Source organism: Psychrobacter sp. TB15 (assembly GCF_000511655.1).
GTDB classification, from domain to species: Bacteria; Pseudomonadota; Gammaproteobacteria; order Pseudomonadales; family Moraxellaceae; genus Psychrobacter; species Psychrobacter submarinus.
Genome location: NZ_AYXN01000009.1, coordinates 1 through 16,647, shown reverse-complemented (window position 1 = coordinate 16,647; position 16,647 = coordinate 1). Strand labels below are relative to the sequence as shown.

Below are 16,647 nucleotides of genomic sequence, written 5' to 3'. Positions count from 1 at the left end.
CTTTGACCTGTACTGCTTAGTACTGTAGCTTTTACGCTATAGTACGCAGCAGACAAAACCCCGATAGGCGAGAGCTTATCGGGGTTTTTTGTCCTTATTTAATCCGCTAAAAATTAAGAATTTACCTCATCTCTTCTAAACGTCCAAGTATTATCGTCAGACAGCTCATCGACATAATAATAACCTACCAAATCAAACTTTTTGAGTTGTTCCGCTTTGGTCAGCTTATTGTCCGCGGCATATTTCACCATCAGGCCGCGCGCTTTTTTGGCATAAAAGCTAATCACTTTATATTGACCGTTCTTCTCATCTTCAAATCTAGGGGTAATAATCTGCGCGTCCAGTGCTTTTTTCTTAACCGATTTAAAGTACTCGTTAGACGCTAGGTTAATCAGTACCTTGTCATCGCTATCGGCCATCTGCTTATTAATAGCATCGGTGATTTTCTCGCCCCAGAACTCATACAAATTATCACCGCGCGCGTTTTTTAGCTTAGTGCCCATCTCTAAGCGGTACGGCTGCATCAAGTCTAGCGGTTTTAACACGCCATATAGACCAGATAAGATACCCAAATGCTCGTTGAGATACAGCATGGTGTCTTTATCCATCTCATAGCTGGCAAGTCCAGTATAAACATCACCATCGAACAGATAAGCGGCAGGCTTGGCATTGTCCGAGTCATGTGGCATTTGCCATGCTTGGTTACGCTCGCTATTTAGCTGCGCCAAATCATCGGAGATGCTCATAAGCTCTTGCAAATCCATCGGATCTTTGGCTTTAAGGGTTTTTATCAGTTGAGCTGAGTCGTCAATGAGGGCAGGCTGGCTATAATAATTGCCAAGGTTCAATGGCACAGCGTCCGTTTCATTTAAAGACTTGGCAGGGGAGAGTACAAAGTACATAGAGGCTCCTTTTTTAAGTATCGAGTAATTATCAATAAATAGGGCAAGCAAAAACTTAGCCAATTGTGATGTCAGTCATGGCACTACCATAGCATAAACCTATAGCGATAGAGGATAGGCATTGACTAAGTAAACCATCGGTGCGCTCAAAGCAGCAATATATGCAAAAAATAGAATGTATACACGGCTATTATTGTCAATAATTTTCTGATATAACAATAAAAGTTATAGCCCAGACGCGACCTCTAACTTTTTATTTACTTATGAGTCATCATTAAACAATGAAAGGTAGGGGATGATGTCTCTATAATAAAAACAGATGATGAAGATAGTATTATCATTTAGGGAATTGATAATCTTTGCTCAGTGCTTTACTTCACAGAGTACGAGCTGAGCAGGGTTTTTTTTGCGCCCACTATTTTATCACTCAATATAGCCATAAAGCCAAAGCTTGTGATCAGTCAAGTATTTGCATGTAAGGAGACGATATGAAAATCGGTGTTATCAGTGCAGACAGCACAACTGAGAGCCGCGTAGCACTAACCCCAGACGCGGTCAAAAAACTGCGTAGACATGGGTTTGAGGTCGTCGTTCAGTCAGGCGCAGGTCTTGCAGCCTATTATACAGACGACAGCTATCAGACGGCTGGAGCCGATATTGCTAGCAGCAGCGCTGAGGTGGTTGAGCAGTCGCAAATTATTACCACTATCAGTGACTTGCCAGCTGAGCTCACCGAGACGCTAAAGCCTAAGCAAATCGTCGTGGGTATGCTAGATCCTTACCGTAATACTCAGCTAGAGACTTATGCGACCAAAGGCGCGACTGTATTTGCGATGGAGCTATTGCCACGTACCTTGTCGCGCGCGCAAAACATGGATGTCTTATCCTCACAAGCCAACCTTGCCGGTTATAAAGCGGTGCTCTTAGCAGCCAATGAATACTCACGTCCTTTTCCTATGTTTATGACCTCAGCAGGTACCGTCAAGCCTGCCAAAGTGGTCATCTTAGGCGTCGGCGTAGCAGGCTTGCAAGCGATTGCTACGGCCAAGCGTCTAGGCGCTGTGGTTGAAGCAAGTGATTTGCGTCCTTCTGCACGCGAGCAAGTCGAGTCGCTTGGCGGTAAATGGCTAGATGTACCGATGAGTGAGGAAGAAGCGCAAAAGGCCAAAGCAACCGGCGGTTATGCATGGACGCCCTCAGAGCAGTATATGAAAGATCAAGCGGCAGTGGTGGATAAAGCGCTAAGCGGCGCTGATATCGTCATTACCACCGCGCAGATACCAGGTCGTGACGCTCCAAGATTGGTGCATAAGACCACACTCGATAAGATGAAAGCCGGCTCCGTGCTGATCGATATGGCAGCGGGCACCGGCGGCAACGTTGAAGGCGCAGTTGCTAATGAGACGGTCACTACAGACAACGGCGTGCGTATCGTTGGTGCGGCAAACATTCCATCTATGCTCGCCGCGCAGTCCTCAGATCTTTATGCCAATAACTTAGTGAACTTTATCACGACTTTGATTGCTGAAGATGATGCGAATACTGACGCTGCACCGAACCAACTGGCGCTTCATTTAGATATGGAAGATGAGATTCAAGGCGCGCTGGCAGTGACCCATGAGGGTCAAGTACGATTGGCGAAGCGCTAAGCGGCTGACTACTGAGTTACTCAGCTATGAGTCTTTGTTATATCACTAATGAATCTGTCAGTAATGAATAAATTTTAGGAGGATAAAATGATTGCCACTATTTTAGCAGCCGCGCCAGCTGGCGCCGCTATGGCTAGCACGCCATTTGTCGCAATTTTTACCGTATTTGTACTCGCGATCTTTGTGGGTTATTACGTGGTTTGGGGTGTGACTCCAGCGCTGCATACGCCTTTGATGGCAGTTACCAATGCATTGTCTAGTATTGTAATTGTTGGGGCGATTTTGCAGACCGTCGTTATCGATAACCAAGTGTTTACGGCGACGAGTTTGATCGGTGCTTTTGCTGTGTTTTTAGCCAGTATCAATATCTTTGGCGGCTTTTCAGTGACGGAGCGTATGTTATCAATGTTCAAACCTAAACCCAAAAAAGCGCCAGTGGTAAAAACGGATAATGGAGGTGATGCATGAGTGATTTAACAAACTTTATCGCCACTAATGCGGACTGGTTTTATTTAGTTGGCGCTATTTTATTTGTCTTGACCTTACGTGGACTCTCAAGCCCAAAGACCGCTATCCGCGGTAACCGTTTGGGTATGGTCGCGATGGCTATTGCCGTTATCACCACTTTCTTCTTGGCCGAAGGTCCGATCATGTGGATGATCATTGGTGCCATGGTATTAGGCGCAGCGGTTGGTATTTGGAAGTCAAAAACGGTAGCGATGACACAAATGCCAGAAACCGTGGCTTTGATGCACTCCTTAGTTGGCCTGGCGGCAGTAGCGATTGCTTTGGCAACGGTATTACATTCTGATCAAGAGTACAATACGGTCACCCGCTTAGAGCTATTTATTGGCTGTTTCATCGGTGCGATTACCTTCTCAGCCTCGGTCTTTGCCTTTGGTAAACTTGCCGCAAAAAGTTGGGCAAAAACGGTCAATGGCGGCTGGGTTAAGCCCGTGCAAGCGCTATTATTTATCGCGATGCTAGGCTTTGGCGCAGTATACTTTATTACTGATTCGCTCACTGCCTTCTACATTATGACTGTATTAGCGATCGCCTTTGGTTGGATGTGGATTGCGCCAATTGGCGGCGGTGATATGCCCGTAGTTGTGTCGCTCCTTAACTCCTTCTCAGGTTGGGCTGCAGCAGGTATTGGTTTTACCTTAGGTAACTCGATGCTAATTATTGCAGGCTCACTGGTCGGCTCATCAGGGGCAATTTTATCTTATATTATGTGTAAGGCGATGAACCGCTCATTGATTAACGTTTTATTCGGCGGAATGGGCAGTGCAGCGGTGGCAGGCGGCGCTGATGACGGCGCGCCAAAGAACTATAAGTCAGGCTCAGCAGAAGATGCAGGCTTTCTTATGTCTAATGCTAGCGACGTCATTATCGTACCGGGTTATGGTATGGCGCAAGGCCGTGCACAGAATGCGGTCAAAGAGCTATATGAGCTACTAAAAGAAGAGGGCGTCAATGTACGCTTTGCTATTCACCCGGTTGCCGGTCGTATGCCCGGTCACATGAACGTACTATTGGCAGAGGCTGACGTTCCTTATGATGATATCTTGGAGATGGATGAGATTAATTCAGACTTCCCAAGTACTGATGTGGTGCTAGTCATTGGTGCTAATGACGTGGTCAACCCATCAGCCAAAGACGATCCCACGTCACCAATCTTTGGTATGCCTATCTTAGAGGTAACCAAAGCGCAAACGGTAATGGTCATCAAGCGCTCAATGAGCACAGGCTATGCTGGTCTAGATAACAGTCTGTTCTACATGGATAAGACTATGATGATCTTTGGTGATGCCAAGAAAATGGTGGAAGAGATGGTACGCAGTATCAATGGCGGCGGTCATTAATTAGCTATTAGTACTTTTTAATAAGCATTTCCAGTAAAAAAGTCACTCCGGTGGCTTTTTTGCGTTATGGTATAGCGCCATTATTTCACTTATATAGTGAGTTCATTATAAAAACGACACAGCGGGACTGGGATGCTTTTGTTTAAATATTAGTTATGCAGCCTCTGTCTGCGTAGGCACAGCACGCCAGTAAAATTTATACCAGTTCCGCGGCTAAAAACCATATATCTATTTTATTTAGAATCGACTATAACACACAGAACAAACGCGAAAAGAGTTCCCTATGAATATGTTAATCCGTTTTTTTATTATGACAAGCTTACTCAAACAACAGCTCAAGCAGCAAGAAAAGAGTGATAATAAAACCCTAGATAGCGAGGCGTTGAGCGCGCCAATTGTTCGCCATTATCGAGTACTACCGCATGATATGGGCTTTCGCGATCACCTACCCAATTATCGGTACTTGTCCTTTATTGAGCTCAATATTACCCGTTGGCTCATGGCTTGTGTCCATCAAAAGGGTATTAAGCCTTTAAACTGGGTCATCGCTATGCAAGAGATGATCTATCTTAAAGAGATTAAGTTTTTGGATAAAATGACGGTCAGTAGTGTACTTGCCGGCTGGGATAACAAGTATATCTACTTTGAAAGCCGCTTTTTTGTCAAAAGCCAACTGATGGGCGTTGGGATGACCAAGTTTGTACTAAAAGATAAGCAAGGCAATAAATGCGAGTCAAGTGTGCTAGATATGAATGGTAAGAAACTAAGCGATGTCATTGATAGTTGGAATCAGCACCAAGTCGCGGTTAAGTCGGCCAAGTCAGCATAGATAATGTCAAAAACAGCACGAAGAAAGCGTACTGACAATAACAGGGTAAAACAACTTGGCTATAATCATTTGCTGAATTTTGGTAGGATAGAGCCTATCAAATCGCCAATACTAAGGCGACACTACTATTTCTAAAACGACTAAAAAAAGGTACCGTTATGACGCCACAAAAATTAAAATGGACCGACAGCTTAGATATCGCAATCGAGCTTTATGAAAAATTTCCAGAGACTGATCCGCAGTACATACGCTTTACCGATTTGCATCGCTGGGTGACGGAATTAGAAGGCTTTGATGATGATCCGCAGCGCTCAAATGAAGGCATCTTGGAAGCGATTCAGATGAACTGGATAGATGAAGCCGATTAAGTTGACTTTACTTGCAAAGTATTGGTAATCAACTCTTTAATATGCATCAGGAAACACTATGAGCTCACAAGTCAAAGAGCTATCGGAGGCGATAGTTTGTAAAGGCATTAGCGTGCGTACTACTAATAATGCTGAAATTAGTTTTGAGACCGCGAAACTTGGCCGTTTATGGCAAAAGTTTTATCAAAACCATGTCAGTCACCTGGACGAGGGTGAGGATATTTATGGCGTTTTTCATAACTATGAGAGCGAGGATCTAGTCGGTGCCTTCGATGTGGTCGCTAGTTGGAAAGTAGAGAGCGAGCAGACAGCAGGGCAGGACAGTAGCGAAAGTAATAAGCGCAGCGAAGAGAGCAGTAAAGATAGCAAAGACAGTAACGTTCTTAGCCCTGAGAATATTTTAAGTGCCGCTCATGGTAGTGATGTCATTACGGTGACTATCCCTGCAGGTAAGTATTTAGTGTTTACCGAAGAGGGTAGAATGCCCAATACAGTGATGAATGCGTGGGAGAAAGCATGGGAGTACTTCCATAACCCAGACTGCGAACACACGCGCACTTATAATGTCGATTTTGAGCATTATATCGGTGGTAATTTAGAATACGGGCAGCTGGATCTCTATATCGGCATTAAGTGAAAATAAATCATCAGCTAACAAAAAGCACCAGCAATTGGTTACTGGTGCTTCTTTATTTTTCAATTCTATTTACACAGTTAATCTAGCAATAAGTTCTCTAATATTCCTTCATATATCTGCGCCAGTTTTCCTAAGTCATCGACTTCGACCTTTTCATCAACTTGATGAATAGTGGCATTACGCACGCCAAGCTCAACCACTTGCGCGCCAGTAGGAGCAATAAAGCGGCCGTCGGATGTCCCGCCCGAAGTAGAAAGCGTAGTATCAGTACCAGTTACTGACTTGATCGCATTTTGACAAGCGGAAACCAGTTTACCTTCGGGCGTTAAGAACGGATTGCCGGATAATTTCCAATGAATATCATAACTGGCGTCACTATTAGCAAAATGCTTGTCAAATATCGCATGGGTTTTTTCTTTGAGTTCTTCCTCAGTCGTTTCAGTCGAAAAACGAAAGTTGAATACAGCTTCTAGTGTTTCAGGAATGACGTTGGTCGCGCCCGTACCACTGTTGATATTAGAGATTTGCAAGGAAGTGGCAGGGAAGTAGTCGTTACCAGAGTCCCATTCAGCAGCAGTCAGATCGCTTAGTGCTGCCATTGCCGCATGAATCGGATTACTAGCCAAATGCGGGTAGGCGACGTGACCTTGTTTACCTGTGACCGTCAGCTCTGCTCCTAACGAGCCACGCCTGCCGTTTTTGATAATATCGCCGAGGGTATTGGTACTTGAAGGTTCACCGACTAGGCAGTAAGTTATTTTTTCATCGCGAGCTTCCAAGGTTTCGATAACCTTCACCGTACCATTGATTGAGGGGCCTTCTTCATCTGAGGTAATCAGCATAGCTATTGAGCCTTTATGCTCAGGGTGACTCGCGACAAAACGCTCGCTTGCAATGGTAAAAGCCGCGATGCCGGTTTTCATATCAGCGGCACCGCGCGCCCATAGATAGCCATCCGCTATAGTTGGCGTAAAGGGTGGATAGGTCCAATGATTCACATCACCAGTTGGTACGACATCGGTGTGACCGGCGAAGCAAATCACGGGATTAGCCGCGCCGCGCCGTGCCCATAAGTTTTTGACCTCAGCATGCTCGCCTGTTTTGTCTCTATCACCGAAGTACATAAACTCACAGTCAAAGCCTGCTTGCTCTAATCGCGCTGACAATATATCTTGGCAGCCATCATCATCTGGCGTGACTGAAGGACGCTCAAGTAGCTCAATGCTCAGATCTAGCGTGGCTTGTTGATGGTTTTGCGCTAAGACGTTTTTGTTATTATTGTCTGACATAAGAAACCTTGTACTAAAAGTAATTTTATTAGAATAAACAATTCAACGGATAACTAACCTTCCTCAACAAAAGGCACTAAACCGTCACGGCGCATCCACGTGGCAATAGAATAGCGCTGACGATGGGCGGTTTGCACTTGATGTTGTAGGTCGCTATTGAAGATAATTAAGCGATTGGCAAGCGGCATGACTTCATGATGGACGCTGTGATTATCCACAATTTCAACCGCGCCGCCGTCTATCTCTTCCCAGTCGTCGTTGAGATAAAATACCGCAGATATCACGCGCTCATCACGGCCTGCCGGGTTGTCACTGTGCCACTTATAGCCAAAGCCAGGTGGATAGCAGGCATAATGCGCCTCACTATGACGAATACCAGTAAATAGCGTCCGGTTCAATAGAGCCGATAGCGCATTGATAGCCTGTAGGTAATAAAACCCAGCAAAGAAGTCCTTGGTGATCCAGCGAATGTTATCACCGCGAATATTGCTTACCCGAATGCCAGCGGTAAGCTCAGCTTCACGGTAGTCAATAAAGCCACTTTCCGCCTGCAAGGCAAGCAAGGCTTTATCTGCAAAAACATCATCGAGTACCATCCATCCATCCGCAACCAGTTTATCAAGCGCGCTATCGCTGAGTCTATGCGCCCAGTCGACCTCAAAGTCAGACAGTTGCAAGAGGCGTTGGGTTAAGCCATCAGTGCTTGCGCCTTGTTTATCATCTGGCGTAAGCTGCGGCGGATTATCCATGCCTATAGGCTTATCAACCGCGAGGGGCGTTATCTTAAGATTGCTAGTAATCATTGCCATATTGTACCGTCACTCTTTACGAATTACTAAAGTGCTATTAGCGCTTATCAACGTTCAATCAACGTCTAATTACCAAAACCCACGTTATCTTTTAGGCTTCCTATGCTACCATAGATGCAATTCTTGTTATTTAAACTTTTGAGACTATGAACTATAAACATGCCTACCACGCGGGTAACTTCGCCGATGTGGTGAAACATATTTTGCTTGTGCAACTGCTCAATCAATTAAGCCAAAAAAACAAACCTTTTTATGCTCTCGATGCTTACGGTGGTCGAGGCCTTTATTCGCTGGCAAGCGAAGAGTCGCGTAAAACAGAGGAAGCCAAAGGCGGTATCCAAGCGTTATTAAAAGCTGAAAACTTAGATATGGAAAAAGCGCCTACTGCCGTCAAAGACTATATGGAAGGCATCAAGCAAGCGCGTTTTACCTATGACAATAAAGTCTATCCAGGTTCGCCTTGGTGGATTGCTCATCATATCGAAAAAACCTCGATTGAAAAGCCAGATAGTAGCGTGCGCGGTGAGGCTTTTGAAGCTAAGGCAAGTGAGTACGATGCACTGAACTATCAGCTGCATAAGCTACCGATTGGTATTCATCATCGCGATGCATTCGAGGGCATTACAGCAGTTGTACCGCCAAAAGAGAAACGCGGCCTGATATTTCTTGATCCGCCTTATGAGCAAGAGCACAAGGACTTCACTCGTCTCATCGATCTACTAGTAGCTGCCTATAACAAATGGCCACAAGGAACTTATGCGCTGTGGTTCCCGATTAAGAATATTGACGCGGTTGAGCTATTCTACAAAAAGCTCAAACGTACCGATATTAGGCGCCAGCTTATCTGTGAGCTTAATATCTATCCAAACGATGTGGCCGTTGGTCTAAATGGTACCGGTATGTTGGTTATTAATCCGCCTTGGCAGTTTGATAATCATGCGCGCGAGATATTACGCTTTTTACAGCCTGCGCTTAAAGTTGCTGATGCACCAAACATGACCCCTGATAGCGCGACCAATGTACGCTGGCTGGTCGGCGAATAAGGATAGGTTATGAGTATGGAGAACGGCATTAGTAATAAAGACGAAATTATCGATAATCAAGCTACTGGTGTTACTGAAAAATCAGCTGAGCTGCCGCTCAATGATAATTTAGGTCATATTAGTGATAGTGCCGCCACGCAGCCGCCTTATCTCGACGAGCATGAGTTTAACATTCGCTTAGCAGATAATGACGATTATGAAGGCCTCACCTTTGAAGTCATTGAGGCAGAAGGTGCCGAGGGTCAGCAAGTAGTGAGTCGCGGTGTCTATTTGGCCCCCAATTTGATTACCACCTTGTCGTTGTTGTCTGGCTTTTATTCGATTTTAGCGAGCACCAGTGGCGAGTTTTATAAAGCCGCTTTAGCGATATTTTTATCAGCTATCTTGGATGGTGCCGATGGACGAGTAGCGCGTATGCTCAACGCGCAAAGCCCGTTCGGTGAGCAGTATGACTCTTTAGCTGACCTGTTGGCTTTCGGTATCGCGCCTGCGATTTTGGTCTATAGCTTTGCCCTAGAGCCTTTAGGCCGTATTGGTTTAGGCTGTGCTTTTGTCTTTACGGCTTGCGGCGCGTTTCGTTTGGCGCGTTTTAACGTGCAAGTGGGCATCGTCGATAAAAAGTACTTTGTGGGCCTTGCTAGTCCTTTAGCGGCGATCTTAGTCACCGCAGCCGTCATGGTTGCCATTGACCACAATGAATGGGTGGGTCAATATGACACCTTAATTATGATTTTGTTCGCCGCTTGGGTGGTGATTTGTGGTTTGCTGATGGTCAGTAATGTTAAGTACTATAGCTTTAAAGAGTTCGATAAAAAGAAAGTGCCTTTTGTCGCTTTGATCGTTGCCGTTCTAGTTCTAAGTATTCTTATTTATGATATTCCTGTTGGTATCTTAGCTATCGGCGTTATCTACGCGTTATCAGGTATAGTAACGACGATAAAAGCGAAGCTCTAAAAACGATATCGTATTACAAATCCCGTTACCTATGGATCAAAAGCCGCTTGCTTAGTAGGCGGCTTTTTCTTATATAGGCTGATAACGATAGTTTGTTCTATAGCGCCTTTGCTGCGAGTTGTTGTAAGTGGTGACGTAAAATAAGCGGGTCTATAGGTTTATGTAGGATAGTTGGATTGACCGCTTTTGTCGCTTTGAGGAGCTTAGGTGAAGTATTGGCGGTTAGTAGAATAAAGGACGCTGAGTGGCAAAGAGCAGTACTGCTAGCGTTTTGAATAGCGATAATGACCTCCTCGCCAGTTTCTTTGTCAGCTAAGCGATAATCAGAGATGACAATATCAGGTTGATGCACCTTAAAAGCTGTGAGCGCTTGTGCTACGGTTTGTGCAGCAACAGTCTTACAGCCCCAAACCTCCAATAACAGTTGCATTGATTTGAGCAAAATATTGTCGTCATCGACTACTAATACCGTCTTTCCTGACAGATGATTGACGGCAGTATTGCTATAGAAGATGTTTTCATCATCTTTTTCGCAGATAGGCAGCACGATAGAGAACTGGGATCCTTGGTGCAGCGTAGACTTTACCTCTAGATCTGCTTTTAATAACTCAGTCATACCTTTGACGATAGCCAGCCCAAGTCCTAATCCTTGATTTGTCACATTATTACGCTCTATTTGATGAAAAGACTTAAATGCCTGCTCAATCTCTTGCGGCGTTAGGCCGCTCCCTGTGTCCCATACACTGATACGGCAGTACTCTAGCGTCAAAGAGGAGTGATTTGTAGATAATTTACGCACACCAATCAACACACTGCCTTTATTGGTATAGCGTATGGCGTTGCTGATTAAGTTTCTTAATATCAGTGCCAGCATGATAGGATCGGTCATGACACACAGAGTAGTAGGTTTGAGGCGTAAAGACAGCTGCTTATGCTGGGCTTGTATACTAAACTCATCGACCAAGTTTTGCAGAATACTATTGAGCTCAGTTGCAACAAAATGAGGAGTCATCGCGCCACTTTCTAAATGCGCGTAATCCAACACCGAATTGAGCATCTCACGACTCGATTGGCTAGCAGAGCTGGCGTAATTTACGATTTGTGCTTGCTGACTATCAAGATTAGTATCCTTAAGCGCTTCAATAAATAAGCTTAAGGCTTGTATTGGCTGACGCAGATCGTGGCTGGCTGCCGCCAAAAACTGAGTTTTGGCTGAACTGACTTTTTCTATTTCTCGAGTCTTTATCTGTAGCTGCGCTACTAGGTTATTGTTTTCTAAATAGATCAAGATAGCTTTTAGCGTATTGATAGAGGTATGCTTGGCAAAGAAAATATTGAAAAACAGCAGACCTATAACGGCAAGCCCTAAAATACTAAACTCGGCCCCGTCTATATAGGCGAGTAACAACACCCACATGAACACACTCGGTAATACATAAGCAATGTAGACGCGCCAAAATATAGCTAAGCTTGAGATTCCTCCGCTCATAATACCCAAATGCAACCCTAGCAGTATAATAACTTGCGTGGAGTTCTCAATATTGGTCATAAAGGCTTTGCCAATAGCAAGCGCCCAAAGACAAGCAATTGCCAAAGTGCAAATAAAAAGAACGCTATAGACCGCATAATGCGCTAAGTAATGATCGTTATTTTTAGAGGTGGACTGCGGCACCTCATAAGTCAAAGTAAAAAAAGAGCTGACATAATTATCAGGTAATTGATAGTCAAGGCTATTTAAAGTCGTGCTTTGTTTTGGTTTGGTACTATCATTTGTGTTTTCATCTGTGGTTTGCTGTGCTAAAGCTCTAATTTTTTGCCAGCTCGACCAACAGATATAAAGAATAATAAAATGAAAAAATGTCCAAGTGACAATCAGTAGTTTGGCCGCATTGATCTCCATCATAGGCACACGCTGCAGCATAGCGATAAATATAGGTAGGCAAACAACCATTACTGCAGAAAAAAACAGAATCAAAACTGCAAATACTCTCTTCAAAAATTCAACATCTAACGTATTAGGCTTACTAAGGATAAGTCTCACACAAAGCCAGAGTACGCCTACGATTATCGTATGATATATCATCCAAATAGTATTTAACGTCTGCTGATTTTCACTCAAATCATAAGTGACAAACATAGTCGCAAAAAAACAAAGACTGATAAAAATAATGCCTAAGAGTGTTAAAGGTAAGCTCCTAAGCAGCAGTCTAATCTGCGCGGCTAAAACTAATTTATGATTATAGGTGCTCGGGATTATGCTAGGAAGAGTTTCGATATCGTCGTTATACATAGTCAATAATCCATATCAGTGCTATATAAAACTCTTGCAAAGACCCTTATGTCCAAAAAGCTATGTTCATTCTGGCCTAGCGAGATAACCGGCTTGTTGAGCGGCAATAATGATTTTGGTGCGGTTGTGGACTTCGAAATGATCCATCAAGGTGGCGATATGATTACGCACTGTGTTTTCACTTAAAGACAGCTTATCAGCGATATATTTATTGCTATGACCTTCTGCCATAAGCGCTAATACTTCTAATAGCCGAGTGCTTAGCAAAGTTTTTGCTTGAGTAACGATAGGAGAGTGCGGTGTTTGGAAAGATTCGCTTTTACTTGGTAAGCGGCTCATTAATAGTGACTGTACTGTATTACAAATGAGAGTGGAGTTAGAATTTTTATGCAAAAAACAACAAGCACCTAGCTCTAATGCTCTATTGATCTCTTCATGATTATTCGTAGCAGACAAAAGCATAATACGCGCTTTAGGCCAGCGCTGTTGCAGAATAGTCATACCGTCGATGCCATTGAGCCCTGGCAGACAAATATCTAGTAATATTACATCGACTTCTTCTGTAAGACTTGTCACATCGCTGATTTTCTCAATTTCGATAATGTCAGCGTCTATTTTATTCTTCAGAATGAGACGCAGCCCCGCCCTAAATAGAGCATGATCATCCACCAATAAGACAATTTTTCTTGTTTTCATGTACTTTATCCATTAGCTGCTTTGTCTATATTTACCTAGCGTTCGCTATGATTAATACACTTATCCTGCACTTCATAAAAATTTCTAACTTACAGTTAATAACATATTATTTAATTAGCGTTTGAAAAAATTACTTTAATATATTCAAGTTAACGAATATATTTATAATTAAACATTTTTTGACATGTCATAGATAGTGTAGCAGCTTTAGTAACAAAGGAAAGGCAATAAAAAGGAATTTATTATGCTAAACCATATTTATCGTGTCCTCTCTAACCGTACTACAGACTGTTATATAGCAGTGAAGGAGGTTGCCAAATCAGGTAGTAGGTATAGTAATTCAGTGAGTACTAATACTGGGGTAACTAGTCACGATAAAATTTAATGTTCTATATAAGTAAGATGCTATTTGTAGTAGCATTCTTAAAGACCACTAAATGGTAGTAATGTCGGTATAAGCTATACCTTCGATTAAGTAAGACTGTATTGACTGAGGAATAAGTAGGCCTATTACTATTGTGCTAGGTCTACTAATACTATATCTTGATAATAGATAGAGTTAATTCTAGTGCTAAGCTGTTGAAATCAATAACACTTAGCCGATAGACTTAAACCAAACCAAAATAAACCCAAATTTAAGCTTGACGGACAGAGCAAAGCGCGTATAATGCCACCCAGTCGAAAGGGAAGGCGGATCAGAAAGTGGTTTACCACTGACTAACACATTAATAGCGTAGCTATTAAGTAATGATCCAGCCTACTAAATTAATTTAAAATAAAATAATTTATCTCTTGACAACTTATTTAAACCGTCTATAATACGCACCTCATTAAGGGATAGGGCGAGATAGAGACTAAATAACTTAGTCAAATCAGCCTCTTAACTTACTGAAACAAATTATAAAAAAGCTTGACAAACATAATTAACATGATATGATAGTCAGCTCGCTAATAACAATAAGCACATTGCTTAGTTATTAGTTTATAACTCTTTAACTGGACGACAGTAAAGAGACACTATTTAAAATCAGAACTAAAGAACAACTTGTGTGGATTTTTGCTGAGATAAGAATGCTAAAAATAAAGTTGGTTTGAACTTCTTTTCGGAGTTTACACTAACTATAAAAATTATCATTTAATCAGCAGAAAAACTCAAAGTTAATTCATTACGAACATAATTTTTAGCGATTTGCCAGATTAAATGAGCCAAGATTAGAAGTCGTCTTACTATTTATAGTGAAGACTTCAAGCAAGATTAAACTGAAGAGTTTGATCATGGCTCAGATTGAACGCTGGCGGCAGGCTTAACACATGCAAGTCGAGCGGAAACGATGGGAGCTTGCTCCCAGGCGTCGAGCGGCGGACGGGTGAGTAACACTTAGGAATCTACCTAGTAGTGGGGGATAGCTCGGGGAAACTCGAATTAATACCGCATACGTCCTACGGGAGAAAGGGGGCAACTTGTTGCTCTCGCTATTAGATGAGCCTAAGTCGGATTAGCTAGTTGGTGGGGTAAAGGCCTACCAAGGCGACGATCTGTAGCTGGTCTGAGAGGATGATCAGCCACACCGGGACTGAGACACGGCCCGGACTCCTACGGGAGGCAGCAGTGGGGAATATTGGACAATGGGGGCAACCCTGATCCAGCCATGCCGCGTGTGTGAAGAAGGCCTTTTGGTTGTAAAGCACTTTAAGCAGTGAAGAAGACCTAACGGTTAATACCCGTTAGCGATGACATTAGCTGCAGAATAAGCACCGGCTAACTCTGTGCCAGCAGCCGCGGTAATACAGAGGGTGCAAGCGTTAATCGGAATTACTGGGCGTAAAGCGAGCGTAGGTGGCTTGATAAGTCAGATGTGAAATCCCCGGGCTTAACCTGGGAACTGCATCTGATACTGTCAGGCTAGAATAGGTGAGAGGAAGGTAGAATTCCAGGTGTAGCGGTGAAATGCGTAGAGATCTGGAGGAATACCGATGGCGAAGGCAGCCTTCTGGCATCATATTGACACTGAGGTTCGAAAGCGTGGGTAGCAAACAGGATTAGATACCCTGGTAGTCCACGCCGTAAACGATGTCTACTAGTCGTTGGGTCCCTTGAGGACTTAGTGACGCAGCTAACGCAATAAGTAGACCGCCTGGGGAGTACGGCCGCAAGGTTAAAACTCAAATGAATTGACGGGGGCCCGCACAAGCGGTGGAGCATGTGGTTTAATTCGATGCAACGCGAAGAACCTTACCTGGTCTTGACATATCTAGAATCCTGCAGAGATGCGGGAGTGCCTTCGGGAATTAGAATACAGGTGCTGCATGGCTGTCGTCAGCTCGTGTCGTGAGATGTTGGGTTAAGTCCCGCAACGAGCGCAACCCTTGTCCTTAGTTACCAGCGGGTTAAGCCGGGAACTCTAAGGATACTGCCAGTGACAAACTGGAGGAAGGCGGGGACGACGTCAAGTCATCATGGCCCTTACGACCAGGGCTACACACGTGCTACAATGGTAGGTACAGAGGGCAGCTACACAGCGATGTGATGCGAATCTTTCAAAGCCTATCGTAGTCCAGATTGGAGTCTGCAACTCGACTCCATGAAGTAGGAATCGCTAGTAATCGCGGATCAGAATGCCGCGGTGAATACGTTCCCGGGCCTTGTACACACCGCCCGTCACACCATGGGAGTTGATTGCACCAGAAGTGGTTAGCCTAACTTAGTGAGGGCGATCACCACGGTGTGGTTGATGACTGGGGTGAAGTCGTAACAAGGTAGCCGTAGGGGAACCTGCGGCTGGATCACCTCCTTATAGACGGCATTCGCTCAGCAAGAATTCACAACAAGTTGTTCTTTAGTTTAGATTGTTTATAAGCCTTATTGTATAAAGTGATTGCTTTAGACATTAAAGGCCTGTAGCTCAGCTGGTTAGAGCACCGTGTTGATAACGCGGGGGTCGGCAGTTCAAGTCTGCCCAGGCCTACCATCTTAATGGGGCCATAGCTCAGTTGGTAGAGCGCCTGCCTTGCACGCAGGAGGTCAACGGTTCGACTCCGTTTGGCTCCACCACTCTTATAAACAAGTGTATAAATAGAACTAAGTAATCGTAGATGATTATTTACTTCTGTTTTATACAGAACCTATCATCTGACGAAGAGATAGGAACTATTTAAAAACATAGATATGAGTCTGGGTTAGCAATAACATTTCACGTGTTATTGCTAACCTGAAGATTAGCCTTTTAACGACATTGTTTGTTATCCCAAGGGCTAATCTTCAAAGTAAAGAGAACTGAATCAAGCGTAAACATAGGTGATATCGTTATAATTGCGA

The 16,647-nt window shown here is 43.8% G+C and carries 14 protein-coding genes, 2 tRNA genes and 1 rRNA gene; 12 read left to right on the top strand and 5 right to left on the bottom strand.

Features of this window, described 5'->3' with window-relative positions; translation table 11 throughout:
- Positions 1 to 113: 113 nt before the first annotated feature.
- A complete protein-coding gene (gene yaaA / locus W234_RS0101525) occupies positions 114 to 902 on the bottom strand; it encodes a peroxide stress protein YaaA (RefSeq protein WP_025644081.1) in 789 nt (262 codons plus the stop codon).
- 488 nt (positions 903 to 1,390) lie between these two features.
- Here yaaA and W234_RS0101520 point away from each other — a divergent pair, with 488 nt between their 5' ends.
- From W234_RS0101520 to W234_RS0101495, 6 genes are all read left to right on the top strand, one after another.
- Positions 1,391 to 2,551 (top strand): NAD(P) transhydrogenase subunit alpha, encoded by a 1,161-nt coding sequence (locus tag W234_RS0101520; RefSeq protein WP_025644079.1) that lies wholly within the window; start codon positions 1,391 to 1,393, stop codon positions 2,549 to 2,551.
- Between the two features lie 129 nt (positions 2,552 to 2,680).
- Entirely contained in the window at positions 2,681 to 3,019 is a 339-nt protein-coding gene (locus tag W234_RS0101515) for a proton-translocating transhydrogenase family protein (RefSeq protein WP_051397413.1), read from the top strand.
- Positions 3,016 to 4,416, top strand: coding sequence for an NAD(P)(+) transhydrogenase (Re/Si-specific) subunit beta (locus tag W234_RS0101510; protein ID WP_025644075.1), 1,401 nt, complete (start codon positions 3,016 to 3,018; stop codon positions 4,414 to 4,416). Before W234_RS0101515 ends, W234_RS0101510 begins: the two co-directional genes overlap by 4 nt.
- Before the next feature lie 283 nt (positions 4,417 to 4,699).
- A complete protein-coding gene (locus W234_RS0101505) occupies positions 4,700 to 5,245 on the top strand; it encodes an acyl-CoA thioesterase (RefSeq protein ID WP_025644073.1) in 546 nt (181 codons plus the stop codon).
- 158 nt (positions 5,246 to 5,403) lie between these two features.
- Positions 5,404 to 5,613: a Fe-S cluster assembly protein IscX gene (iscX, locus tag W234_RS0101500; RefSeq protein ID WP_011279849.1), complete on the top strand. Its 210-nt coding sequence runs from the start codon at positions 5,404 to 5,406 to the stop codon at positions 5,611 to 5,613.
- Between the two features lie 58 nt (positions 5,614 to 5,671).
- Positions 5,672 to 6,250 (top strand): GyrI-like domain-containing protein, encoded by a 579-nt coding sequence (locus tag W234_RS0101495; RefSeq protein ID WP_025644066.1) that lies wholly within the window; start codon positions 5,672 to 5,674, stop codon positions 6,248 to 6,250.
- A 77-nt stretch (positions 6,251 to 6,327) separates the two neighbouring features.
- Here the strand turns inward: W234_RS0101495 and dapE are convergent, their stop codons facing one another.
- Together dapE and W234_RS0101485 are read right to left on the bottom strand one after the other, a co-directional pair.
- Complete coding sequence (gene dapE / locus W234_RS0101490) at positions 6,328 to 7,539, bottom strand: succinyl-diaminopimelate desuccinylase (protein ID WP_025644064.1); 1,212 nt, start codon at positions 7,537 to 7,539, stop codon at positions 6,328 to 6,330.
- A 53-nt stretch (positions 7,540 to 7,592) separates the two neighbouring features.
- Entirely contained in the window at positions 7,593 to 8,348 is a 756-nt protein-coding gene (locus tag W234_RS0101485) for a 2OG-Fe(II) oxygenase (protein ID WP_025644062.1), read from the bottom strand.
- 146 nt (positions 8,349 to 8,494) lie between these two features.
- On the opposite strand from W234_RS0101485, the gene W234_RS0101480 reads away from it, so the two are divergent.
- Together W234_RS0101480 and pssA are read left to right on the top strand one after the other, a co-directional pair.
- Positions 8,495 to 9,391: a 23S rRNA (adenine(2030)-N(6))-methyltransferase RlmJ gene (locus W234_RS0101480; RefSeq protein ID WP_025644060.1), complete on the top strand. Its 897-nt coding sequence runs from the start codon at positions 8,495 to 8,497 to the stop codon at positions 9,389 to 9,391.
- A gap of 9 nt (positions 9,392 to 9,400) precedes the next feature.
- Positions 9,401 to 10,345 (top strand): CDP-diacylglycerol--serine O-phosphatidyltransferase, encoded by a 945-nt coding sequence (gene pssA / locus W234_RS0101475; protein ID WP_227501906.1) that lies wholly within the window; start codon positions 9,401 to 9,403, stop codon positions 10,343 to 10,345.
- 97 nt (positions 10,346 to 10,442) lie between these two features.
- Here pssA and W234_RS0101470 read toward each other — a convergent pair whose 3' ends face one another.
- The gene (locus tag W234_RS0101470; protein ID WP_198013328.1) at positions 10,443 to 12,248 is read right to left on the bottom strand and encodes a hybrid sensor histidine kinase/response regulator; all 1,806 of its coding nucleotides are present in this window, start codon (positions 12,246 to 12,248) and stop codon (positions 10,443 to 10,445) included.
- Between the two features lie 453 nt (positions 12,249 to 12,701).
- On the bottom strand, positions 12,702 to 13,331 hold the full coding sequence (locus W234_RS0101465; RefSeq protein WP_025644053.1) for a response regulator: 630 nt from the start codon (positions 13,329 to 13,331) through the stop codon (positions 12,702 to 12,704).
- Between the two features lie 244 nt (positions 13,332 to 13,575).
- Here W234_RS0101465 and W234_RS14930 point away from each other — a divergent pair, with 244 nt between their 5' ends.
- The 4 genes from W234_RS14930 (at position 13,576) to W234_RS0101450 (ending at position 16,383) form a co-directional block, all read left to right on the top strand.
- The gene (locus tag W234_RS14930; RefSeq protein ID WP_227501892.1) at positions 13,576 to 13,716 is read left to right on the top strand and encodes an ESPR-type extended signal peptide-containing protein; all 141 of its coding nucleotides are present in this window, start codon (positions 13,576 to 13,578) and stop codon (positions 13,714 to 13,716) included.
- A gap of 872 nt (positions 13,717 to 14,588) precedes the next feature.
- A 16S ribosomal RNA gene (locus tag W234_RS0101460) occupies positions 14,589 to 16,126 on the top strand.
- Between the two features lie 97 nt (positions 16,127 to 16,223).
- Positions 16,224 to 16,300: transfer RNA gene (locus tag W234_RS0101455), tRNA-Ile, on the top strand.
- A gap of 7 nt (positions 16,301 to 16,307) precedes the next feature.
- Positions 16,308 to 16,383 (top strand) — tRNA-Ala (locus W234_RS0101450).
- Positions 16,384 to 16,647 lie beyond the last annotated feature (264 nt).